The following is a 22099-nucleotide window of genomic DNA, read 5'->3' on the forward strand; positions in this document are numbered from 1 at the left end:
AAGGGGGAGCTTGGGTGGGGGATGGGGTTTGGTGGTTTGTTGTGGGGGGGGATGAAACCCATCCCCAATCCTGCCGGTGGGCTGGCTTTACACAGCCAGCCCGTTCGCCGGGCGCGAAGCGGTGCTTCGCGAAACCCCCGCCTCACCCCCTTGAAGGGGAGGGGATCCGGAGAGTGCCATTTTGGGGAAGTCATGCGGATGGCTCGTTTGGTGTCGAGTTTTGGTTACGCCCGCTTGGCATCCGGCGCCAACTGATATTTCTGTATCCGGTAGCGCAGCGTCTCCCGCGTGGTGCCCAGGGCGCGGGCGGTGGCCATCACGTTGTAGTCGTGGCGTTCCAGTGCGGTCTGGATGATGAAGCGGTCCATCTCGTCCAGCGCCATGGAGCCGTCCAGCGGCAGGCGGATGGTGTCGCTGGATTCGACTGCCGCGCCGTCGCGCTGGCCGGCGGTGGGCAGGCCGAGCCATTCAACAGGTAGTTCCGGCCCGCTGGAGAGCAGCACGCAGCGCTCGATCACGTTGCGCAGCTCGCGTACGTTGCCGGGCCAACTGTAGTCCTTGAGCGCGGTCCACACGGCGGCAGGCACGCGGGCCACATGCTTGCCGGCCTGGGCGTTGAATTCGCTCACCAGCGAATCGACCAGCGGTTCGATGTCTTCCTTGCGATCACGCAGGCTGGGCAGGGTGACTTCGAACACCGAAATGCGGTGGTAGAGGTCGGCGCGGAAGTCGCCGTCGGCGGCCATCTGGCGCAGGTTGCGGTTGGAGGCGGCCACCAGTTGCACGTCCACCTCGATCTCGCGCTCGCCACCCACGCGGCGGAAGCGTTGGTCCTCCAAAGCCTTGAGCAGTTTCGATTGCAGGCCCAGATCCATCTCGCCGATTTCGTCCAGAAACAGGGTGCCGCCGTCTGCCTGTTCGAGCAGGCCCCGGTGGCGGCCCTTGGCGCCGGTGAAGGCGCCGGACTCATGGCCAAAGAGCTGCGATTCGAGCAGATCCTTGGGGAAGGCGGCGCAGTTTACATCCACGAAGGGGCCTTCGCTGCGCTCGCCCGAGTAGTGCAATATCTTCGCCGCCAGACCCTTGCCGGTGCCGGTCTCGCCCGAGATCAGCACGCTCGAGATGGGCACCCTGGCCAGCTGGGTGAGCATGGTGCGCACCCGCGTGGCGGCGGCGCTCACGCCGATGAGCGCTTCGGGCGAGAACTTGCGGGCGGCGGTTTCGGTGCTGTCGGCAATACGCTGGCGCTGGCGGGCGCCGCGTACGGCGGCGGCGATGGTCAGATCCAGCTTGTGGTCGTCGATGGGCTTGGCCAGAAAGTCCAGCGCCCCCAGCTCGGCGGCACGCTCGATGTCGCGGCGGGTGCCGTAGCCGGAGAGGAAGATCCATTCGCCCAGGCCGCCGGCCTCGCGCACCTCCTGCAGAAAGTCCAGCCCGTTGCCGTCGGGCAGGTTCATGTCCGAGAGCACGATGGATGGGGCAAAGCCCAGTTCGATGAGCAGGTGGCGGGCGTCACCCAGCGTTTCGCACAGGGTGACCTGCCAGCCGTCGCGCTCGAAGCGGCGTTTGAGTTCGGAGCCCAGCAGGCGTTCGTCTTCGATGATGGTCATGGTTCGCATGGGTCAGTCTCCACAAGGCAGGGTCACGATGGTGAGGGCGCCACCGTCGTCCCCGCGTTTGAGTTGTATTTCGCCGCCGGCCGAGCGGACCAGGCGCTGGATGATGGACATGCCCAGTCCGGTGCCGTCGGCCTTGCTGGTGTGGAAGGGGCGGATGCCGTGCTTGAGCAGGGCGTCCGGGTAGCCTGGGCCGGTGTCGGCCACGCTCAGCGTGACCTGGCGCTCGTCGCGACTCATGCGGATGACGATGCGCCCGGCGGCATCGGCCAGCGCGTCGGACGAATTGCGGATGAGGTTGATGAGCACCTGGCGCAGGGTGTCGCGCGGGATCACGCAGGTACCGGCGGCCACGTCGGTGTCGATGGCGATGCGCTCGGGCAGCTGATAGTGCATGAGGTGCACGATGTCGCCCACCAGCTTTTGGGCATCGACCTCCATGGGGGTTTCCAGGTGGGCGCGCCCCTGTTCGAGCATGCGGTTGAGCAGGCCGGTGACCCGCTCCATTTCATCGGCAATGAGGCGCACGCGCTCGCGCTCGTCACCGTCGGGCAGCTCTTCTTCCATGTTGTGCAGGGCGGCACTGATGCCCGAGATGGGGTTGCGCAGCTCATGGGCCAGACGGGCGGAGAACTCGCCGACGGCCGCGAGCCGTGAGCCATTCTCCAGCTCGGCCTGCTGGCGCAGCAGGGTTTCGGAGGCCACCTTCACCTGTCGCTCCAAAGACTCGGCATGAGCCTCGGCCGCGTGGCTCGCCTCGCGCAGGCGCTCGGCCATGTCGTTGTAGCGGGCATACACATTGGCCAGCGGATCGTCTGCGGGCACGTCGGTGGTGTGGAAATTCAGGTTGCCCACGTTCTCCAGCAGGCTGGTGAGCCGGTTGATCGAGCCGAAGGCGCGGCGGCGGATGGCGGCCAGCATCACCATGGCCAGCACCGGCAGTACGAGCATGGCCCCGGCGGCCACGGCCAGCTCCACCTCCGCGGCCTTGCGGGTCTGGCCGACCACCTTACGCTGCAGATCGTTTTCCTGGTGAAGCGTCTCGCGAATGACGGTGAGCGCGGCCAGCAGGCCGGTTTTCAAGTCGGGCTGAGAGTCGTCCAGAAAGCCCCGTGCACGCGCCAGCTGAACGGGAGTATCCGGATGCAGATGGGCGCCGCGGCTGATCAGCCCGGTCAGCTCCTTGCTGATGCGGGCCACTTCGGCATTGGTGGGTGTCGAGTCGGTCTGCACATGGCGGATGAGCAGTTCCTGGATGTCGATGCTGGTCTGCTGCAGGTCCTGCAGGTGGGTAATGTGGCGCTCCAGCGGGTCGAGGCGCTGGGCCGAGGTCCACGAGGTGTAGGCGAGAAAGCCGAGCGACACCACCAGCGCCACGATGGTGAGCACCGCCGCGAGCCGGAAGGGGCGCAACAGGGCGGTGTGGATGGTTGGTGGCGGACGGAGAGTGCGTTTCATGATGCGCTGGCGGCGCTCCGGATCGATGGCATTGATGTTCATGACGCAATGGGCGTGCCAAGGCTTGAGGCCGCTACCGGAGCCGCGCAGGGACTGGATGTCGCGGGGGTGTGGCAGACGTCGAGCCGGTGGAACGCCACCAGGGTGGTGGATTTGAACCGTCTGAGTGGTGGATATCCACCGAAGTTCCGCAGGGTGTTCCGGGGGCTGTCGGCAAGATATTGAATCGTAAAGATATTGTGCGTTGGCACACGGCTTGCCAAGGGAAGGGCGTCACCCCACGCGAAAGCCCCAACCCAGGAGACCCGTCATGTACGAACTGCTCACCATCGGGTACGACTCAGCCCTAGACGCCGACTCGGCCCGAAGCACCTTGATCAAGCTGTCCAGCCAATACCTCATCGATGTGGCCGACGCGGCCGTGGCGGTGGGCGACGGGCGACATCACATGCGGCTTGAGCACTTGGTGGACGTGTGGCCGGTGGGCCTGTCGGGTCGGGCCATCTGGGGCACGCTGGCCGGGGTGCTGCAACACCACCCCTCGGTGAAGGACGGTCTGGCCCGTGCCGAGACACTCGCCGAGTTCGGCATCAGCGACACCTACATGGAACAGGTGCTGACCCTGCTCGAACGCAAGGCGGCAGTGCTCTTCGTGCTGTCCCGAAAGAACAACAGCCAGCATGTGCTTGAGCACCTGCACCAGACGCAGGGGACCTTCCTGCGCAGCGACATCCACCGGCCCGACGACCTGGTGCGACGCGACCCGGCCGGCCTGGGCCGCTCGGCCATGGCGGCCTGAGCCGCTAAAAACCCCGGCGCGCCGCCCTGAGCGTGCCCGGCACAGATCATTCATCCAAAGGAGAGGAACCATGACAACCACCCAACTGCTGCGCGCCGCCCTGATGCTGCTGCCCCTGAGCGCCGCCCTGCCGGCCCATGCGCTGGAATGCCCGGTGAGCCCGAACGCGGCCAGCAAGCACGAGATCGTGGCCAACGCACCGCAGATCAAGCAATTCCAGAAGCGCCTGGCGGCTGAAAATCCGGCCGCGGCGGCCGAGTCGATCATCGGCACGCTGAAGGTGATGTACCCCAAAGCCAGCGACGAAGGCGTTGCCAATTTCATGATCGCGCTCGAATGCCCGGTGATTGCCGAGCAGAACAAGGGCGATGCCTGGGAGAAGACGCAGGTGAAACAGTTTGCCGACACGGTGCACAGCGTGCTGGCTGAGTCGTCCCACTCGTGATCGAGGGCCTGGCCCGTATGTCTCCCGCGGGTCAGGCCAGGGACCTCCGACGAGCATTGAGCCGGGTGTTCCCCGGCTTTTTTTCGTCCCGGCTGTGCGCGTGGCGAGGGGCTCGTGGTGGCCGGCGACTGCGGTATGCTCCGCCTTGTTCCGAATCATCTGTGCGCGAGCCGTTCTCGCCCCTGACCACCATGCTCGAATTCAAAATTGTCCCCGTGACCCCGTTTGCCCAGAACTGCTCGATTCTGTGGTGTTCCGAAACCCGAAAAGCCGCTGTGGTCGACCCCGGTGGCGATATCGACCGTATTGAAGCCGCGATCGCCGAGGCCGGCGTGACGGTCGAGAAGGTGCTGCTCACCCACGGTCACATCGACCACGCGGGCGCCACTGCCGAGCTGGCGCGCAAGCTGAATGTGCCGATCGAGGGCCCGCAGGAGGAAGAGCGCTTCTGGATTGACCAGCTGGCCGAGCAAAGCCGCATGTTCGGCTTCCCGCAGGTGGAAGACTTCACTCCGGACACCTGGCTGAACGATGGTGATCAGGTCACCGTCGGCCAGGTGACGCTGGAGGTGATCCACTGCCCCGGGCATACCCCCGGCCATGTGGTGTTTTTCGATCCGCAGAGCAAGCTGGCGATCGTGGGCGATGTGCTCTTTGCCGGTTCCATCGGGCGCACCGATTTTCCGCGCGGAGACCATGGCGCACTCATCAGTGCCATCAAGGGCAAACTCTTACCCTTGGGGGATGACATTCGCTTCATTCCGGGGCACGGGCCGATGTCCACCTTCGGTGCGGAGAGGCGTTCCAATCCCTACGTCTGTGGGTGAAATCACGGTTTTGCCACGTGTTTGAGGCCCCCAATCGTGACTCAGTGTTAAAGGATGTCTTCTGTGTGTCCGAAATCACTCTTATGGACTGTGCATGCGGTAGCATGATCAGTTATTGCGGGTAAAGCCGCTGGTGAAAGGAAACGACGAGTGCGATTGGCGATTCTCGAGGATGACTCTGTACAGAATGAGACGTTGACTGAATGGCTCCGGCAGGCCGGTCACGATGTTCATTCATTTGTCGATCCGCGCGAGTTCATCCGGGTGGCCGGGCGAGAGAGCTTCGATCTGTGTCTGATCGACTGGATGCTCCCCGAAATCAGTGGCACCGATGTGCTCAACTGGTTGCGTCAGGATCGTGCCAACGACACGCCGGTCATCTTCGTCACCGCCCGCGATGCGGAAGAGGACATCGTGACGGCACTGTCCTCGGGTGCCGATGACTACATCATCAAACCGCTGCGTCGCTACGAGCTGGTCTCGCGCATCGAGGCGGTCATGCGTCGTGCCCGGCCACTGGCACAGGAACAGGTCATCGATGTACCGCCGTACTTTTTCGATATCACTGCCAAGCGGGTGACCGTTGCTGGCGAACAGATCGAGCTCACCGACAAGGAATTCGACCTGTCGATGTTCCTGTTCCGCAATCTGGGGCGCCTGATCTCGCGCGGTCACATGCTCGAGGCTGTCTGGGGGCGCAATCCCAACCTGGCCACACGTACGGTCGATACGCACATCAGCCGTGTGCGCAGCAAACTGGGCCTGCGCCCGGAAAACGGCTTCCGCCTGACGCCGACCTATAACTATGGTTACCGCCTGGAGCGCCTCGTCGACGACGACGTGGAGTGAGCGACGCGAACAGGCAGACGCAAAAAAAGCCCCGCACACCAGCGGGGCTTTTTTGTTGCAGCGTGTCGGATCAGGCCTTGTTCTGCAGGGAATCGCGGATTTCGCGCAGCAGTTTGATGTCTTCCGGATCTTCTTTGGGTGCTTCGGGTGCAGGCGGCTCTTCGCGCTTGAGCTTGTTGATGCCCTTGATGGCCATGAAGATCACGAAGGCGATGATCAGGAAATCGAGCGCGGTGTTGATGAACACACCGTACTTGATGACCGGCGCGCCGGCTTCGACGGCGGCGGCCAGGCTGGCGTATTCGCCATCGCCGAGATTGACGTACAGTTCAGAGAAGTCGACACCGCCAACGATCAGGCCGATCACCGGCATGACCACGTCGGCCACGAGCGAGCTGACGATCTTGCCGAATGCACCGCCGATGATCACACCAACGGCCATGTCGACCACGTTGCCTTTCATGGCAAATTCTTTGAATTCCGAAATGAAGCTCATGCTCTGACCTCCTTGTGAGGGTGTTATCTGAAGTTTATGGTCCCCGAGGCAGGTCATCCGCACTGGCGCCCGCGACGGTTTGCAGTCTATGACACCAATCGGTTGTTCGCGACCCCGACGAAGCCCGGCGTTGCAATAATTTATTAGTCGTTTCCCCGCGCCCCGGCCCGTGGCACCATACGCTTTGACCCAAAAGTATCAAACGGAGAAGCGAATGCTGACCGAGTGCACGGCAAGGCGAGTCGCACGGTGGGTGGCCGGATGGCTGCTCGCGACAGTGATGGTGACCCACGCAGTGGCCGAGGAAGAGACGCTGCGCTACGTGGTGCGCCAGGACGACACCCTGATCGGCCTCGGTCAAACGCTCTTCGAAGATCCGGCCGCCTGGCCGCTGGTGCAGCGGATCAACCGGGTGGCCAATCCCCGGCGCATTCCGGTCGGCAGCGTGCTGACGATTCCGGTGCGTTTGCTGCGCAAGGTGCCGCGTCAGGGGCAGGTGGTGTTCGTGTCGGGTGAGGCGACCCGCGATGGACAGCCTGTGGCCGAGGGGGCGATGGTGGCCGAAGGCGCGCAGCTGTCGACCGCCGCACGCAGCTTTCTGACCATTGAACTGCCCGATGGCTCGCGCCTGACCATGCAGCCACAGAGCAAGGTTCGCATCGAATCACTCCATACCTACGAAGGCTTCGAGGCCGCCCAGCGGGCCGACTTCCAGGTCGAACGCGGGCGCATCGAGACCGAGGTGGAGCGTCAGTCCGGCCCGGCAGCGCGCTATCGCATCCAGACGCCGACGGCGGTCATCGGCGTGCGCGGCACCAGCTTCCGCGTGGCGGCCGACGAAACGACATCGCGCGCCGAAATGCGCGAGGGCACGGTGGCGGTCGAGCGGCCGGGCGAGGCCGGCAAGCCGGTGCGCCTGACCGAGGGTTACGGGCTGGTGGCGCAGGCGGACCGGCCGCTGCCCGAACCGGTGCCCCTGCTCGACGCGCCGGCAGTGGCGGGGATGCCGACGCTCTACGAGCGCCCGCTGGTGAGCATGGAACTCGAACCGGTGGCCGGTGCGGTGGCCTATCGCGGCCAGGTGGCAGCCGACGCCCGCTTCGTGAAGATTCTTGCGGAAAGCCGCAGTGCGCTGCCCACGGTTAAATTCGACGGCTTGCCCGATGGCGATTACTACGCACGGGTGCGCGGTATCGACTCGCGCGGGCTCGAAGGGCGCGACGCGCAGATGGCCTTCCGGCTCAAGGCGCGACCCGAGCCGCCCCTGGTGAGCACACCGCGTCCGGGCGGCAAGGTGAACGCCGGCGACATCAAGTTCAGCTGGTCCCAGCCCGAGGGGGCCGCCCGCTACCGTTTCGAGCTGTCGCGCAATGAAGATCTCTCGGCGCCGATGGTGGCCGAGACCGGTCTGACCGAGCCGGCAGTTTCCAGGCCGCTGGAGGAGGGGACGTACTACTGGCGCCTGGGCAGCACGCGCGCGGATGGCGATCTGGGGCCCTGGGGCGATCCGGTGAAAGTGATCGTGCGCCCGCCCATGGCCGAGGTGCCGCCCCCGAGCTTTGACGCGGACACCATGTACTTCGCCTGGCAGGGCGAGCCGGGTCAGCGCTTCGAGTACCAGCTGGCCGACGACAAGACCTTCGACAAGCGCATTGCCGAGGGCTCGGTGGACAGCCCGGAAGTGAAGCTCGACAAGCCCGGTCCGGGAGCCTACTACCTGCGCATTCGGGCCATCGACGCCGACGGATTCGTGGGCGCGTACTCGTCACCCCAGAAAATCGTGGTGCCGGCCGAACTGCCCGACTGGCTGCTGGGTGTACCGCTGCTGCTGATCTTCCTCTGAGCCCCGGACGATGAACCGATCCGGACGGCTGATGGGCGATCGCACCCTGTTTGAGTGGTTGGTGGTGACGGCGTTCTGCGCCACCGTGGCCGCCGCGTCAACCACCTTCGGATGGCTGTGGCGGATGGACATGTCGGCCTACGATGCCACCCTGTCACTGGTGCCGCGCAAGCCGGCCGAAGACGTGGTGGTGGTGGCCATCGATGACCCGAGCCTTGCCGAGATCGGTCGCTGGCCATGGCGCCGCTCGGTGCATGCAGCGCTCATCGATCGGCTCAGTGCGGCGGGCGCCCGGGTGATCGCCTTCGATGTCATCCTCCACGAACCCAATCCCGACAACCGCGAGGCCGACCGGGTGCTGGCCGATGCCATCGCCGCCAGCGGACGCGTGATCCTGCCGCTGGTGCAGGCCTCGCGCGCCAACCGGATCATCGGTGAAGCGCCACCGGCGCCCATCTTCCTGGCCGGCGCGAGCAGTGTCGGCCACATCCATGTCGAGTTCGATCCCGACGGTATCGCCCGCAGCGTGTACCTGTGGGAAGGCTTCGGCGCCGCGCGTCATCCGCAGATGGCGCTGGCGGCGCTTCAGTTGGCCGACCCGGCTCGTGCCGCCCGCTACGGCGCGCCGGCACCCGGGGCGGCCGAAGACGATCTGTGGCATCGCGACAGTTGGCTGCGCATTCCGTTTTCGGGGCCGCCGGGCACCTACCGTTACGTCTCCTATGCCGACGTGTTGCGTGGCGATGTGGATGCCAGCGTGTTTCAGGACAAGGTGGTGTTCGTCGGCGCCACGGCCCTGGGGCTGACCGACAGCGTGCCTACCCCGACGTCCGGGTTCAACCGGCCCATGCCGGGGGTGGAAGTCATTGCCAACGTGTACGGTGCACTGACCCGCGGCGATGCCGTCCGCCAGGTGTCGCCGGCCCTCACCGGCGCCCTTGCCGCCATCATCGTCATTGTGCTCATGGTGGTGATGCTGCGCACCAAGCCGCGCACGGCCCTGGTGTGGGCCTTTGCCGGGGTTGCCGGCACGCTGGTGCTGATGTGGATTGCCATGCAGATGGGGGGCTTCTGGTTTCCACCCGCGGGGGCAGTGCTCGGCTGCATGCTGTGTTACCCGCTGTGGAGCTGGCGGCGGCTTGAGGCGGCGCAACGCCACCTGGACGAACAGCTCGATGAACTGCACCGGAGCGCGGTGCGGTTCATCCCGGGCATGCCCGAGGCAACCGTCGCCTCCGATGCGTTCGATCCGCTTCAGCAGCGGATCATGCGGGTCGAAGAGGCCATCGAGCGGCAGCGCCATTTCCGCCGCTTCGTGAGTGAGACGCTCGACTCGCTGCCCGTGGGGGCGATCGTGACCGATACCGAAGGGCGCATCTTGCTCACCAACCGGGAGGCCCTCTCCCTGCTCTCGGCGCATGATGAAGCGCAGCTGGCGGCGGCGCTCGGGCAGATCGAATGGCCGCCGGGGGTGCATCTGAGTGCCGGCCTGCCGGTGGCCCTCGAGGCCGACCAGGTGGTGACCGCCGAGGTGGACGGGCCCAATGATCGGCGCCTGCTCACCCAGATGGCGCAACTGCGCAGTGCCGACGGTGTGCCGGTGGGGCGTGTGCTGGGCCTGTCGGACATCACGCGCATTCGCGATGCGCATCGCGCGCGCGAAGAGACGATGCATTATCTGTCGCACGATCTGCGCTCCCCGATCGCCTCCGTCCTCACGCTCATCGAGGCCGAGAAGGTGGCCGGAGACCTGGGGCCGGAGCAACTTGAATTCCTGCGCCAGCTCGGTCGCTACGCCAACTCGGCACTCAAGCTGGCAGACGATCTGTTCCGTCTTGTGCGTGCCGATGCCATCGACCAGAGCCGTTTCGTGGAATTCAATCTTGCCGCCACGGTGCAGGACGCCATCGATGAATCCTGGGCGCTGGCGCGGGGCAAGTCGGTCAAGGTCATCTTCGAGGCCACCGACGACATCGTCGATGCCTCCCAGGTGCACGGCGACATGGAGCTGGTGCGCCGCGCCGTGCTCAATCTGCTCACCAATGCCATCAAGTACGGTGCCGAGGATGGACAGGTGAGCGTCGGGCTCGCGCGCGTGGATGACCAGTGGGAAGTGAGCGTCAGTGACGATGGTGAGGGCATAGCGCCCGAACAGTTGCCCGGTCTGTTCCGGCGCTTCGGCCGCCTCAAGAATCCGGCCACCCGACGCGAAAAGGGCGTGGGGCTGGGGCTGATGATCGTCAAGACCGTGGCGGAACGCCACGGTGGCGGTGTGTCGGTGGCCTCGGAGCCGGGCCACGGGGCCGTGTTCCGCTTCCGCCTGCCAGCCCTCGACGAGGCCTGAAGGTGCACAGGCAGGGCCACGCATGAAGCGCAGGCATGTCGCCGCCGCGGTGCTGGCGGTGCCCTTGCTGGTGGTGGTGATCGGGCTGTTCGTTGTGCTGGCCATGCCCGACTGGCTCGACCGCATGCTGGCCCGGCAAGTGGGCAATCAGATCACGGGTGAGTTGAGTTTCGACCTGAGCACCCGAGCGCTCGGTGCTGCGCCGACCCTCGAAGCCGTCAATGTGCATTGGCGGCCGGCGAATGGCGAGCCGGGGCGCATCGATGTGGACCGACTGGTGGCACGCAGCAGCTGGACCGCCGGGCCGACCGGGACGCGCGCGCTGACGGTCGACCTTATCGGCGGCGAGGTCGAACTGCATCAACGGGCGGATGGCGGTTGGATCTTTCCAGAACGGGTGGCTGGTCCGGCCGGGGATCCAAGTACGTCGGCACCGTTCGTGACGCTCGACAGACTCACGCTCGCCGACGTGAAACTCAAGCTCATACCCCATGATGCGCCGCCGATCGAGGGGCTCGTGCGCGAGGGCAGCATCGTGGCCAGCGGCGACCGCTGGCGGATCGATCTGGCGGGCGCAGGCCGCCGAGAGGCGCTCGGGGGCGACGGACAGCTGACATCCGGTCTGCACATCGAGGGCGAGGCTATCCGGCTCGATGAGATAGGGTTTCATGGTGAGGTCGGGTATGGCGGTACGCAGATCGAGGTGCCGCAGCTGACGGTTGGGGCGATCCGGTTGGCTGATGGCCGATTTGCGCTCACGGGCCTGTCCGGCCAGGTGACACTGAGGCACGGCGCTGAAGCGGGCACCCTGAGCCTCAGTGTTTCCGTGCCCGCCATCGAGGGGGCGCCCGACGCTTGGTCAGGGCGGGTGGGGCCTGTGGAGGCTCGTCTCGAGGGTGCGTATGCCTCGCGGCTGACACTTGATGAGATGGCGGTCAGCGGCGATTCGGCCGCATTGCGTGTGACGCCCTTGCGGGCCCACCTGACTGCCACGACGCCGCAGGGGGAGGTCGAGCTGCGCACCGGGTCGGGCGCGGTCGCCTATGCCATACAAGAGGGCGTGGTCGCCGTCGATGGGCTCAGCCTGACCGCCCAGGTGCCCGATCCAGCCCGGGCCGGCGCGCGCGTGTCGGTCACCGCTGAATTGACCGGCACCCTCATGCCCGACGGCCCCGAGGCGCAGGGGGTGGTGACTGCGCATGCCGAGGGCAGTACGCTGAACGGCGCGCTCACGTATTCGGCCGAGGCGAGCCCGCCATGGCGACTCGATGCAACCGTCGATCAGCTCGATCTGGACCGGTGGACACCGCCGCCCGCCACGGATGGCGACACCGAGGTGGCACTCGACGTATGGCGCGACTGGCCGGTGCTGCTGGATTTGCGCGTGGGCCGGCTGACCTGGCAGGGGATGGTGGCCCGTGATGCCGAGGTGAGGCTTGGCGATCCCGAATGATCGAGAAAAGAACGATCGGTTTATTCTTGAGCGGATCGTGTTAGAGTCGAATCAAACGCGCGCCGAACACCCGGTAGCGCGACTCACAACGAGGAGACCTTCATGAGCTTGCCTGCTGCCTTTGCCGGGTGCATGCGCCTGCCGGCCATCGCTGCCCCCATGTTTCTTGTGTCCGGCCCCGAACTGGTGATCAACACATGTACAGCCGGTGTGGCGGGCACGTTTCCGGCGCTCAATGCACGCACCCCCGAACGGCTCGACGAATGGCTCGGTGCCATCGACGCCGCGCTGGACGCCCGGCGGGCCACCGGGCCGGACGCCTTGTGCGCCCCCTACGGGGTCAATCTGATCCTTCACCCGAGCAATCCGCGCGTTCAGCCGGATCTGGCCTTGCTGGTCAAGCACAGGACGCCGTTCGTGATCACCAGCCTGGGCAACCCCGCGCCGGTGGTGGAGGCGGTGAAGTCTTATGGAGGGCTGGTGTTCTCCGATGTCGTGCACGCATACCACGCGAAAAAGGCGGCCGCCGCCGGGGTGGACGGCATCATCGCGGTGGGGGGCGGTGCCGGCGGGCATGCCGGCACGCAGAACCCCTTCAGCCTGGTGCGCGAGATTCGGGAATTCTGGGACGGCACACTGATTCTGGGCGGGGCGATTTCCGATGGCGCCAGCGTGCGTGCGGCCGAAGTGCTGGGGGCCGATCTGGCCTACATGGGCACCCGCTTCATCGCCACCCGCGAAGCGATGGCTGACGAGGCCTACAAGCAGATGATCATCGACAGCACACCCAAGGACATCGTCTACACCGATGCCATCTCTGGTACCAACGCCAACTTTCTGTGGCCGAGTCTTGAGAAGGGCGGCTACGACCGCGAGGCACTGTCGCTCAATGTCGGCAAGGGCAAGCTCAAGCCGATCGCCGATGAGGCCAAGGCCTGGCGCGATTTCTGGAGCGCCGGCCACGGGGTGGCGACCATCCATGATGCGCCACCGGTGGCCGAGCTGATTGCCCGTCTGGGCGAGGAATACGACGCCGCCTGCGCGATGGGCAAGAGCGGCGTCTGCAAAGGCTGACTGCGGGCCCGGCGGTGTGCCCGCCGGGCGGACGCTGGATCAGCGGCCCGGGTTGAAGGGCTTGTCGTTGACCGTGAGCTGACCCTGTTTGAAGGCGAAGCGCGCCTTGATGAGGCCGTCGGCGCGGTCGATGTAGCCTTGTGACTCGAACTGCTGCAGCTGGGCATCGAGCTGGGCGTTGACCATGGCCACCTGTTCGTCGGTGAGGGTGGCCTCCGGGTCCATCATGGCCAGCTGGCTCTGGGTGCGGTTGAGCATCATCTCGCGCATCATCTGCTCGGGCAGTGCCAGGCTGCCACTGGCCTGCAGCTTGCCGATCATGATCATGGGGTTGCCCGCCTCTTCGGGCTGGAGCCCCGGCAGGCTGGCGCGTGCCTGGACGAGGGCTTCGCCGCTGGGAGTGTTGAAGCTCAGGCGGTCGAGCTTGAGCACCGGATCATGCTGCAGCAGGGCCATGGCGGGGCCGGCCATTGCCGACATGGCCATGGCCGGGTCGCCCTTGCCCATGAACATGCTCGGGTCCGAATACATCTCCATCATCCGCTTGTACAGCTCGGAGACGGTGCGCGCGTGCAGGTGTTCGAGTGAAAAATCGTAGTGGGCCGGGCCGAAGTTGAAGTCGCCCACCTGCACCACCTGGGCACTGATCCTGGCACCGAGGTCGAGGAAGTCGTCCTTCAGCGGGGCACTGATGTCGTAGCTCACATCCTTGAGGCTGACCGGTTCGCCCTCGAGCTCCGGGCCGCTGATCGACACGGTGCCGACGGTGAAATTCTGGGTGCCCGCAAACAGGAAGGGGTCGTCTTCGAAGACACGGGTCTGGTCGGCGGCCAGGGTCATGCCGGTCATGACCATGTGCACGCCCTTGCCGTCGAGGATTTCCAGCTTCGGTGCGGTGCCGTTCATGGTGTAGTGGGACATGTCGGCCGCAAAGTCGATGTTCACGTCGAGGCCTTCCCAGGCCATGTGACCCGGCTCGCCGCCGTCCACCGCCAGCAGCGGTGCCGACAGGGCCGGGCTCTTCACGGCGCTCGAGCCGCTGCCATTGAATTTCACGACGGTATGCGCGGTCAGTGGCTTGGCGTCGCCGAAGAGCTTGCGTGCTTCTTCCTGCGCCGTTTCCGGAATCACCAGCTCACTGTCGATCACGGCGGCCGAGAGGCCGGCCACGAACGGGCCATGCGAGATGGCGGAATTGAAGGTCAGCTGCAGCGGCTCAGGTGCCTCCACGCCTTCGGGCATGTCGCCGGCCATGGAACGCATCATGTCGCCGAACACTTCGATGGTGACACTCTCGTTGGCGGAAAAGACACCGCGCTCGTAGGTGCGTTGCACGACCTTGATGAACGGATTGGCGTCGAGCTGGGCGTACTGCTGATCCAGGTTCGACTGAACCTGTTTGCCCAGGTACCAGCTGGTGGCCGGGTAGGCGATGACGGGGAGGGCGAGAACGGCAAGCCAGGTTTTTTTCATGGGTACTCGATCGGTCTGGTTTGTGGCCGGCATCTGCGTGCCGGCCGGGAACGGATCAGAGTATAGCGGCTGATGAGCGTATTACCGTGTCATTCGGCCCTTTGTCGATGCCGCTGGTCAGCCGGCAAAGGCTGCACTGATGGCCGCCACATGGCGATGATCGGTCCCGCAGCAGCCGCCGATCACGCGCAGCGCCGGCAGTTCGGTGCGCAACTGTTCGTAGTCCAGCGCCAGGGCGTGGGGATCACCGGCATCGAGTTCGGTGGCCGCGTCCAGCTCGGCATGGCTCCGGCAGGAGGCGTTGGCGCGCAGCCCGCGAATGCGCAGATGCCAGCCCGAGCTGTCTTCCAGCACATGACGGAAGTGGCTCGGATGGGCGCAGTTGATCATGTAGTAGGCCGGGCCGCCGTCGGTGGCGGCATCCACCCGGGCAATCGCTTCGCCGAGGGCTTCGCCTGAGGGCAGGCGCCCGTCCGTTTCCACCGTGAAGGACATCACTGCGGGCATGCGACAGCCGTGCGCGGCCCGCACGATACCGATGGCTTCATTGCTGTAACCGATGGTGTAGGCGCTGATCAGGTCGGCACCCGCCGCGGCCAGGCTGGCCACCTGCGTGCTGTGATAGCGCTCGGCTTGCTCGGCGCTCATCACGGCGTCGAGCACGTAGCCATCGCCGCGCGGGCCGATGTTTCCGCCGACCACATGGGGCCGGTCGCTATCGGGCATCAGGTCACGCAGCCAGCGCACCGCATATCGATTGACGCGGTCGAGCTCGGCTGGCGAATAGCCGAGCATGGGCCCCCAGTCGGCATGGGCGCGCCAGGTGGGTGTTTCAAGTAGCAGACCGCGGCCGTTGGCCTCGGCCAGTGCGATGTAACGGCGGTAGTAGCGGGCGAGCTGTTCGCGGCCCTCGGGCGTGTCCAGCAGGGGAAAGGCGGCGAAGGCCGGCAGGTCGATCCCTTCGTGGAAGACCAGCGTGGTTTCGAGTCCGCCGTCGGTGAGGATGGCGCGGCCGTTGAGGAAATCGAATGTGTGGTTTTGCGTCGTCATGGATGGGTTCTCCGTGGTCTTTTGTGTGGTCGCGTGTCGTTGACCCGCGGTGAGGCAAAGGTAGTCCGCAGGTGTGCGGCTGACTAAAGTGGAAAGAGTCAAAAAGAGGACGATTCGGCCATGGATGTGACAAAACACCCGATTCAGGTGGCGCTCATCGCCACGCCGGAGGCCACGGCTTCGACCCTGTACGGGATGTATGACCTGCTCAAGGCACCGGGGCGGGACTGGGCCCTGGTGACCACCGGAGCACCCGGCGACAGCTTGCTTGCGCCGATGGTGGTCAGCGCTGACGGCCAGCCGGTGGTGGCGGCCAATGGGGTCACCATCGTGCCGGACGGCTCGCTGGCGGACTGTCCGGACCCGGCCGTGATCTGCGTGCCCGATCTGTTCGTGGCACCGGGCGAAGCCCTGGCGGGGCGCTTTGACGCCGTGATCGGCTGGATGCGCGAGTGTTTCGAGCGTGGGACCATGATTGCCTCGGCGTGTTCGGGGGCCTTGTTGCTGGGCGAGGCCGGGTTGCTGCGCGGTCAGGACGCCACCACTCACTGGGCCTATTGCGATGCCATGGCGCAGCAGTACCCGGGCGTGCGGGTGCTGGAGCGTCAGGCGCTGGTGGCCTCGGGCGACGGCCAGCGGCTGATCATGGCCGGCGGTGGCACCACCTGGATCGACCTCACGCTCTACATCATTTCGCGGCTGGTCTCGGTGGACGAGGCCATGCATGTGGCGCGCATCTACATGGTCAACTGGCACGATTTCGGCCAGCAGCCGTATGCCCGGCTGGCACGCGCCTCGCAAAGCGGTGACCGGCTCATCGCCGATGCCCAGGTGTGGATCGCCGACAACTACCGGCAGCCGGCCCCGGTCAAGGCCATGATCGAGCGTGCCGGCATTCCCGAGCGCTCGTTCAAGCGCCGCTTTGCGCAGGCGACCGGCATGTCGCCGCTCGAATACATCCATACCCTTCGTCTGGAAGACGCGAAGCAACTGCTCGAAGCCAGCGGCGATTCGGTCGAGGCCATTGCCGTGGAGGTCGGCTATGAAGACGCCAGTTTCTTCAGCCGCCTGTTCCGCCGCAAGGTGGGGATCACGCCGGCCCAGTACCGGCGCAAGTTCGGTGGCATGCGCCGCGCGCTTTCGCCCGGGCGGGCAGCGCATGAGGTAGGCTAGGCGGATCGACATCGAACGCCCACTGCCCATGAGCAACCCCAAGACCATCGCAGTTGCCCTTACCGGCGCCTCCGGCATGCCCTACGGCGTGCGCCTGATCGAGACCTTGCTCTCGGCCGGACATCGCGTGTGGTTGCTCTATTCCCAGGTGGCGCAGATCGTCGCGCAGCAGGAGATGGACTGGAAGCTGCCTTCGCGACCCGCTGAAGTGGAAGCCGAGTTGAGTGAGCGCTTCGGGGCAGCCGAAGGACAACTGCGCGTGTTCGGCCGTGAAGAATGGTTTGCCCCGCCGGCCTCGGGCTCCAATCCGCCCGATGCCATGGTGGTGTGTCCGTGCACCATGGGCACGCTGGCCTCCATTGCGCAGGGGCTGAGCGCCAACCTCATTGAGCGTGCGGCCGATGTGGTCATCAAGGAAGGCCGCAAGCTGGTCCTGGTGCCGCGCGAAACGCCGTTCTCGGCCATCCACCTGGAGAACATGCTGAAACTGGCGCGGCTGGGCGTCTGCATTCTGCCGGCCAATCCGGGGTTTTACACACGCCCCAAATCGGTGCAGGATCTGGTGGACTTTGTCGTCGCGCGGGTGCTGGATCAACTGGGCGTTGAACACTCGCTCGCCCCCCGCTGGGGGGAAAGCGAGTGAAATCAGCCCTTTCCTGAGGGCACTCGCCGGTGGCCTGGCTACGGGGGTGCGAATGGCACCAAACCTGCTTCATTGATTTACTGAACAAACGCCTGTGCCGTACCGCCGAGGTGGCGGTATAAGGGATTTCCACAGGCGCAGACGCGTTGTCACGGTTTTGTCACCCTGTTTATAGTGTTCGCTGGCCGGCCCTGACCGTGCCGCACATAAAACAGAGTGATTGATCTCTCAATCGATCCAAGCAGGAGGAGCTGTTCACATGAAGATGCAACGGGTTTCCGTATTGGCCGCAGTGGCCGCCGCCGGGATGATGGTCATGGGCTCTGCCCAGGCCGGCGCGACCTTCGACGCTGTCAAGAAGCGTGGCAAGCTGGTGTGTGGCGTGACGACCGGTCTGCCCGGCTTCTCGGCACCGGACGAAAAGGGCAACTGGACGGGTATCGATGTGGATACCTGCCGCGCCGTGGCCGCAGCCATGTTCGGCGATGCCACCAAGGTGGACTTCAAGCCGCTGACCGCCAAAGAGCGCTTCACCGCGCTGCAGTCCGGCGAGATCGACATGCTCTCTCGCAACACCACCTGGACCTTCACCCGCGACACCAGCCTGGGCCTGAACTTCACCGGCGTGAACTACTACGACGGTCAGGGCTTCCTGGTGAGCAAGAAGCTGGGCGTGAAGAGCGCGCTGGAATTGTCCGGCGCGGCCATCTGTATTCAGGCCGGCACCACCACCGAACTGAACCTGGCCGATTACTTCCGCGCCAACAAGATGGAATACACCGCCATCACCTATGACACCTCGGAAGAGACCATCAAGGGCTTCGAGGCCGGTCGTTGCGATGTGCTGACCTCCGACCAGTCGCAGCTCTACGGCCTGCGTACCAAGCTGCCCGATCCGGAAAGCGCCGTGGTGCTGCCGGAAGTCGTCTCCAAAGAACCGCTCGGCCCGGTCGTGCGCCAGGGGGATGACGAGTGGTTCAACGTGGTTCGCTGGGCGCTGTTCGCGCAGCTCAACGCCGAGGAACTGGGCGTGACCTCCAAGAACGTGGACGAGATGGTCAAGAGTGCCGACCCCGGCATCAAGCGACTGCTCGGCGGCGAGGCCGGCTTCGGCAAGTTCCTGGGCCTGGACGACAAGTGGGCCTACTACATCGTCAAGCACGTGGGTAACTATGGCGAGATGTTCGAGCGCAACGTCGGTCAGGGTAGCCCGCTGAAGATTTCCCGAGGCCTCAACGCCTTGTGGAACAAGGGCGGCATTCAGTACGCACCGCCGGTTCGCTAAAGCGACAAAAGGGCTGGTGACCTTCAGGGCACCAGCCCTTTTACCATCCACCTGATCCATCGCCAGAGCGACTCGATGACTGATACGTCTGCGCACAGCGAGATGCCCGCCAAGCCCAAGCGGCTGCGGGACCCGGCCTTCAGGGCACTGATCTTCCAGATTCTTGTCACCGTGGCGGTGGCGGCCTTCTTCATCTACATCGTCCGCAACACGCTCCACAACATGGAGTCGCGCGGGATCTCGACGGGTTTCGACTTCCTCGATCGCTCGTCGGGCTTTGCCATCCTGCAGTCGCTGGTGCCCTATAGCGAAGCCTCGACCTACGGGCGTACCTTCATCGTCGGTCTGCTCAACACCATTCTGGTGTCGGCGCTGGGTATCTTCTTCGCCACCATCATCGGCTTTGTGGTGGGCGTGCTGCGCCTGTCCAAAAACTGGTTGGTGAACAAACTGGCGATGATCTACATCGAGCTGTTCCGCAACATTCCGCTGCTGTTGCAGATTCTGTTCTGGTACTTCGCCATCGCCTTCAACCTGCCCTCGCCACGGCAAAGCCTGTCGATGGGCGATACGGTCTTCCTGAACAACCGGGGCATGTACCTGCCCGCGCCGCAGTTCGGCGAGGGCTTCTGGCTGACTGCCGTGGCCATCGTCGCCGCCATCGTCGGCACCATTTTCCTGGTGCGCTGGTCGCGCAAGCGCTTCGAAGCCACCGGGCAGACTTTTCCCACGTTGTACGCGTCGCTGGGCCTGCTCATCGGCCTGCCGCTGATCGTCTTCCTCGCCTCCGGCTCGCCCCTGCACTGGGAGCTGCCCGAACTCAAGGGCTTCAACTTCAAGGGCGGGCTGACGGTCATTCCCGAACTCTTTGCGCTGACCCTGGCCCTGTCCATCTACACCGCCGCCTTCATTGCCGAGACGGTGCGCAGCGGCATCCAGGCGGTGTCGCACGGTCAGACCGAGGCCGCCAGCGCGCTGGGCCTGTCGCATGGGCGCACCCTGCGCCTGGTGGTGATCCCGCAGGCCATGCGGGTGATCATTCCGCCGCTCACCAGCCAGTACCTCAACCTCACCAAGAACTCGTCACTGGCGGTGGCCATCGGTTACCCGGATCTGGTGGCGGTGTTTTCAGGCACCACGCTCAACCAGACCGGTCAGGCGGTCGAGATCATCGCCATCACCATGGCGGTTTACCTGACCCTGAGCCTTGCCATTTCCATGTTCATGAACTGGTACAACGCCAAGATGGCGTTGCGGGAGCGCTGAGATGAGCAGCAACAACTTCGTGCCGCTGCCCGACCTGCCGCCCCCGGGCAACTCGGTGGGGGCCATTGCGTGGCTGCGGACCAACCTGTTCTCCGGCTGGCTGAACACGGCACTCACCGTGGTGGCCATTTACGTGATCGCCACCACGCTGCCGCCGCTGATCAGCTGGATGTTCATCAACGCCGACTGGGTCGGGCAGGGTAAGGAAGCCTGCGATTCGGGCGGTGCCTGCTGGGTGTTCGTGGCCAACCGCTGGGACATCTTCATCTACGGCTTCTACCCCACGGACCAGCTGTGGCGGGTGGATCTGATCTTCGGTGCGCTGCTGGTGCTCACCGCGCCGCTGTTCTTCAAACAGCTGCCGGGCAAGCTCTACCTGGGTGGCTTCATCCTGTTCATCTACCCGATCATCGCCTTCTTCCTCATGCGCGGTGGCGTGTTCGGCCTGGAGTCGGTGGAAACCGCCAAGTGGGGCGGCTTCACGCTCACCCTGCTGCTGGCCGGCGTGGGCTGTATCGCCGCGCTGCCGCTGGGGGTGCTGCTGGCGCTCGGGCGCCAGGCCACCAACATGCCGGTGGTCAAGGGCATGTGCGTGATGTTCATCGAGTTCTGGCGCGGGGTGCCGCTGATCACCGTGTTGTTCATGTCTTCGGTGATGCTGCCCCTGTTCCTGCCCGAGGGCGTGAACTTCGACAAGCTGCTGCGCGCGCTCATCGGTATCACCCTGTTCCAGTCGGCCTACATGGCCGAGGTGGTGCGCGGCGGGCTGCAGGCCATCCCCAAGGGGCAGTACGAAGCGGCCGACGCGCTCGGCCTGGGCTATTGGCGCAAGATGGGGCTGATCATCCTGCCCCAGGCGCTGAAGATCGTGATTCCGGGCATCGTGAACACTTTCATTGCCTTGTTCAAGGACACCACGCTGGTGATCATCGTGGGCCTGCTCGAACTGCTGGGCATGGTGAAGGCCTCGCTGGGCGACCCCGCCTGGCCGGATGTGTCCCGCGAGGGCTACGTCTTTGCCGCCTTCATGTTCTGGATTTTCTGCTTTGCCATGTCGCGCTACAGCCAGTGGCTGGAACGCAAACTGCACACCGGCCACAAGCGCTGACACTGACTTTCGAATCTGGAGTTTCAAATGACGGCTGAAGCACAGGTAGCCACCGCAAAGAGTTCGGAGACCATGATCCGTCTGGTGGGCGTGAACAAGTGGTACGACAAGTTCCACGTGCTCAAGGACATCAACCTCGAAGTCGCCAAGGGCGAGCGCATCGTGGTGTGCGGGCCCTCGGGCTCGGGCAAGTCCACCATGATCCGTTGCATCAACCGGCTCGAAGAGCATCAGAAAGGCCAGATCATTGTCGACGGCATCGAGCTGACCAACGATCTGCGCAACATCGAGACCATCCGCAAGGAAGTGGGCATGGTGTTCCAGCACTTCAACCTGTTCCCGCACCTCACCGTGCTCGAGAACTGCGTGCTGGCGCCCATGTGGGTGCGCAAGACCCCGCGGAAAGAGGCCGAGGCCGCCGCCATGAGCTACCTGGAAAAGGTGAAGATTCCCGACCAGGCAAAGAAGTACCCCGGCCAGCTCTCCGGCGGCCAGCAGCAGCGCGTGGCCATCGCCCGCAGCCTGTGCATGAACCCGCGCATCATGCTCTTCGACGAGCCCACCTCGGCGCTCGACCCCGAGATGATCAAGGAAGTGCTCGACACCATGATCTCGCTGGCCGAGTCCGGCATGACCATGATGTGCGTCACCCACGAGATGGGCTTCGCCAAGACCGTGGCCGACCGGGTCATCTTCATGGATCGCGGCCAGATCGTGGAGAGCAACGCCCCGCACGAGTTCTTCAACAACCCGCAGAACGAGCGCACCCAGCTATTCCTGAGCCAGATCCTGAATCATTGATTCTCACTGCCCGGATGCAAGCGCGCATCCAATCGGTTATGGTTGAAACGGGCGCCTGACTGGCGCCCGTGTCGTCTCACTCAACCAGACTTCGCG

General features: G+C 64.9%; 19 protein-coding genes. 14 read left to right on the top strand and 5 right to left on the bottom strand.

Annotated elements, in window-relative coordinates; genetic code table 11:
• Positions 1 to 224 precede the first annotated feature (224 nt).
• Together J0W34_RS01710 and J0W34_RS01715 are read right to left on the bottom strand one after the other, a co-directional pair.
• Positions 225 to 1619 carry a sigma-54-dependent transcriptional regulator gene (locus J0W34_RS01710; protein WP_230970447.1) on the bottom strand — a complete coding sequence of 465 codons (1395 nt, stop codon included), beginning with the start codon at positions 1617 to 1619 and terminating at the stop codon, positions 225 to 227.
• 3 nt (positions 1620 to 1622) lie between these two features.
• A complete protein-coding gene (locus tag J0W34_RS01715) occupies positions 1623 to 3116 on the bottom strand; it encodes a sensor histidine kinase (protein ID WP_230970448.1) in 1494 nt (497 codons plus the stop codon).
• A 268-nt stretch (positions 3117 to 3384) separates the two neighbouring features.
• Between J0W34_RS01715 and J0W34_RS01720 the strand changes: the two genes are divergently transcribed.
• The 4 genes from J0W34_RS01720 (at position 3385) to J0W34_RS01735 (ending at position 5994) form a co-directional block, all read left to right on the top strand.
• Complete coding sequence (locus J0W34_RS01720) at positions 3385 to 3873, top strand: DUF1269 domain-containing protein (protein WP_230970449.1); 489 nt, start codon at positions 3385 to 3387, stop codon at positions 3871 to 3873.
• Between the two features lie 70 nt (positions 3874 to 3943).
• On the top strand, positions 3944 to 4318 hold the full coding sequence (locus tag J0W34_RS01725) for a hypothetical protein (protein WP_230970450.1): 375 nt from the start codon (positions 3944 to 3946) through the stop codon (positions 4316 to 4318).
• Positions 4319 to 4509: 191 nt separating this feature from the next.
• The gene (locus J0W34_RS01730; RefSeq protein ID WP_227815290.1) at positions 4510 to 5145 is read left to right on the top strand and encodes an MBL fold metallo-hydrolase; all 636 of its coding nucleotides are present in this window, start codon (positions 4510 to 4512) and stop codon (positions 5143 to 5145) included.
• 150 nt (positions 5146 to 5295) lie between these two features.
• The gene (locus tag J0W34_RS01735; protein ID WP_227815291.1) at positions 5296 to 5994 is read left to right on the top strand and encodes a response regulator transcription factor; all 699 of its coding nucleotides are present in this window, start codon (positions 5296 to 5298) and stop codon (positions 5992 to 5994) included.
• Between the two features lie 70 nt (positions 5995 to 6064).
• On the opposite strand, the gene mscL is transcribed toward J0W34_RS01735, so the two are convergent.
• Entirely contained in the window at positions 6065 to 6490 is a 426-nt protein-coding gene (gene mscL / locus J0W34_RS01740; protein ID WP_227815292.1) for a large conductance mechanosensitive channel protein MscL, read from the bottom strand.
• 214 nt (positions 6491 to 6704) lie between these two features.
• On the opposite strand from mscL, the gene J0W34_RS01745 reads away from it, so the two are divergent.
• The 4 genes from J0W34_RS01745 to J0W34_RS01760 all read left to right on the top strand — a co-directional run bounded on the left by J0W34_RS01745 (position 6705) and on the right by J0W34_RS01760 (position 13204).
• Entirely contained in the window at positions 6705 to 8333 is a 1629-nt protein-coding gene (locus tag J0W34_RS01745; RefSeq protein ID WP_230970452.1) for a FecR domain-containing protein, read from the top strand.
• Between the two features lie 10 nt (positions 8334 to 8343).
• Positions 8344 to 10677 (top strand): CHASE2 domain-containing protein, encoded by a 2334-nt coding sequence (locus J0W34_RS01750; protein WP_230970453.1) that lies wholly within the window; start codon positions 8344 to 8346, stop codon positions 10675 to 10677.
• Positions 10678 to 10699: 22 nt separating this feature from the next.
• A complete protein-coding gene (locus tag J0W34_RS01755; protein ID WP_230970454.1) occupies positions 10700 to 12130 on the top strand; it encodes an AsmA family protein in 1431 nt (476 codons plus the stop codon).
• Positions 12131 to 12232: 102 nt separating this feature from the next.
• On the top strand, positions 12233 to 13204 hold the full coding sequence (locus J0W34_RS01760; protein ID WP_230970455.1) for an NAD(P)H-dependent flavin oxidoreductase: 972 nt from the start codon (positions 12233 to 12235) through the stop codon (positions 13202 to 13204).
• A 39-nt stretch (positions 13205 to 13243) separates the two neighbouring features.
• Here the strand turns inward: J0W34_RS01760 and J0W34_RS01765 are convergent, their stop codons facing one another.
• Together J0W34_RS01765 and J0W34_RS01770 are read right to left on the bottom strand one after the other, a co-directional pair.
• Complete coding sequence (locus J0W34_RS01765; protein ID WP_230970456.1) at positions 13244 to 14677, bottom strand: YdgA family protein; 1434 nt, start codon at positions 14675 to 14677, stop codon at positions 13244 to 13246.
• A 117-nt stretch (positions 14678 to 14794) separates the two neighbouring features.
• A complete protein-coding gene (locus tag J0W34_RS01770) occupies positions 14795 to 15727 on the bottom strand; it encodes a homocysteine S-methyltransferase family protein (RefSeq protein WP_230970457.1) in 933 nt (310 codons plus the stop codon).
• A gap of 120 nt (positions 15728 to 15847) precedes the next feature.
• On the opposite strand from J0W34_RS01770, the gene J0W34_RS01775 reads away from it, so the two are divergent.
• The 6 genes from J0W34_RS01775 (at position 15848) to J0W34_RS01800 (ending at position 22003) form a co-directional block, all read left to right on the top strand.
• On the top strand, positions 15848 to 16900 hold the full coding sequence (locus J0W34_RS01775) for a GlxA family transcriptional regulator (protein ID WP_230970458.1): 1053 nt from the start codon (positions 15848 to 15850) through the stop codon (positions 16898 to 16900).
• 28 nt (positions 16901 to 16928) lie between these two features.
• Positions 16929 to 17543: a flavin prenyltransferase UbiX gene (locus J0W34_RS01780; RefSeq protein WP_230970459.1), complete on the top strand. Its 615-nt coding sequence runs from the start codon at positions 16929 to 16931 to the stop codon at positions 17541 to 17543.
• A gap of 259 nt (positions 17544 to 17802) precedes the next feature.
• Positions 17803 to 18828 carry an amino acid ABC transporter substrate-binding protein gene (locus J0W34_RS01785; RefSeq protein ID WP_227815301.1) on the top strand — a complete coding sequence of 342 codons (1026 nt, stop codon included), beginning with the start codon at positions 17803 to 17805 and terminating at the stop codon, positions 18826 to 18828.
• A 75-nt stretch (positions 18829 to 18903) separates the two neighbouring features.
• The gene (locus tag J0W34_RS01790) at positions 18904 to 20094 is read left to right on the top strand and encodes an amino acid ABC transporter permease (protein ID WP_230970460.1); all 1191 of its coding nucleotides are present in this window, start codon (positions 18904 to 18906) and stop codon (positions 20092 to 20094) included.
• 1 nt (position 20095) lies between these two features.
• Positions 20096 to 21202, top strand: a complete 1107-nt coding sequence (locus tag J0W34_RS01795; protein ID WP_227815303.1) for an amino acid ABC transporter permease — start codon at positions 20096 to 20098, stop codon at positions 21200 to 21202.
• 72 nt (positions 21203 to 21274) lie between these two features.
• Positions 21275 to 22003, top strand: coding sequence for an amino acid ABC transporter ATP-binding protein (locus tag J0W34_RS01800; RefSeq protein ID WP_230971712.1), 729 nt, complete (start codon positions 21275 to 21277; stop codon positions 22001 to 22003).
• The last annotated feature ends 96 nt before the right edge of the window (positions 22004 to 22099 follow it).

The sequence above is a fragment of the Nitrogeniibacter aestuarii genome (assembly GCF_017309585.1).
Lineage (GTDB): Bacteria > Pseudomonadota > Gammaproteobacteria > Burkholderiales > Rhodocyclaceae > Nitrogeniibacter > Nitrogeniibacter aestuarii.

Bases quoted from the DNA above. Each gene is read 5' to 3' on its own strand.
- J0W34_RS01710 (WP_230970447.1), bottom strand. From the start codon at position 1,619: ATGCGAACCATGACCATCATCGAAGACGAACGCCTGCTGGGCTCCGAA.
- J0W34_RS01715 (WP_230970448.1), bottom strand. From the start codon at position 3,116: ATGAACATCAATGCCATCGATCCGGAGCGCCGCCAGCGCATCATGAAA.
- J0W34_RS01720 (WP_230970449.1), top strand. From the start codon at position 3,385: ATGTACGAACTGCTCACCATCGGGTACGACTCAGCCCTAGACGCCGAC.
- J0W34_RS01725 (WP_230970450.1), top strand. From the start codon at position 3,944: ATGACAACCACCCAACTGCTGCGCGCCGCCCTGATGCTGCTGCCCCTG.
- J0W34_RS01730 (WP_227815290.1), top strand. From the start codon at position 4,510: ATGCTCGAATTCAAAATTGTCCCCGTGACCCCGTTTGCCCAGAACTGC.
- mscL (WP_227815292.1), bottom strand. From the start codon at position 6,490: ATGAGCTTCATTTCGGAATTCAAAGAATTTGCCATGAAAGGCAACGTG.
- J0W34_RS01745 (WP_230970452.1), top strand. From the start codon at position 6,705: ATGCTGACCGAGTGCACGGCAAGGCGAGTCGCACGGTGGGTGGCCGGA.
- J0W34_RS01750 (WP_230970453.1), top strand. From the start codon at position 8,344: ATGAACCGATCCGGACGGCTGATGGGCGATCGCACCCTGTTTGAGTGG.
- J0W34_RS01755 (WP_230970454.1), top strand. From the start codon at position 10,700: ATGAAGCGCAGGCATGTCGCCGCCGCGGTGCTGGCGGTGCCCTTGCTG.
- J0W34_RS01760 (WP_230970455.1), top strand. From the start codon at position 12,233: ATGAGCTTGCCTGCTGCCTTTGCCGGGTGCATGCGCCTGCCGGCCATC.
- J0W34_RS01765 (WP_230970456.1), bottom strand. From the start codon at position 14,677: ATGAAAAAAACCTGGCTTGCCGTTCTCGCCCTCCCCGTCATCGCCTAC.
- J0W34_RS01770 (WP_230970457.1), bottom strand. From the start codon at position 15,727: ATGACGACGCAAAACCACACATTCGATTTCCTCAACGGCCGCGCCATC.
- J0W34_RS01775 (WP_230970458.1), top strand. From the start codon at position 15,848: ATGGATGTGACAAAACACCCGATTCAGGTGGCGCTCATCGCCACGCCG.
- J0W34_RS01780 (WP_230970459.1), top strand. From the start codon at position 16,929: ATGAGCAACCCCAAGACCATCGCAGTTGCCCTTACCGGCGCCTCCGGC.
- J0W34_RS01785 (WP_227815301.1), top strand. From the start codon at position 17,803: ATGAAGATGCAACGGGTTTCCGTATTGGCCGCAGTGGCCGCCGCCGGG.
- J0W34_RS01790 (WP_230970460.1), top strand. From the start codon at position 18,904: ATGACTGATACGTCTGCGCACAGCGAGATGCCCGCCAAGCCCAAGCGG.
- J0W34_RS01795 (WP_227815303.1), top strand. From the start codon at position 20,096: ATGAGCAGCAACAACTTCGTGCCGCTGCCCGACCTGCCGCCCCCGGGC.
- J0W34_RS01800 (WP_230971712.1), top strand. From the start codon at position 21,275: ATGATCCGTCTGGTGGGCGTGAACAAGTGGTACGACAAGTTCCACGTG.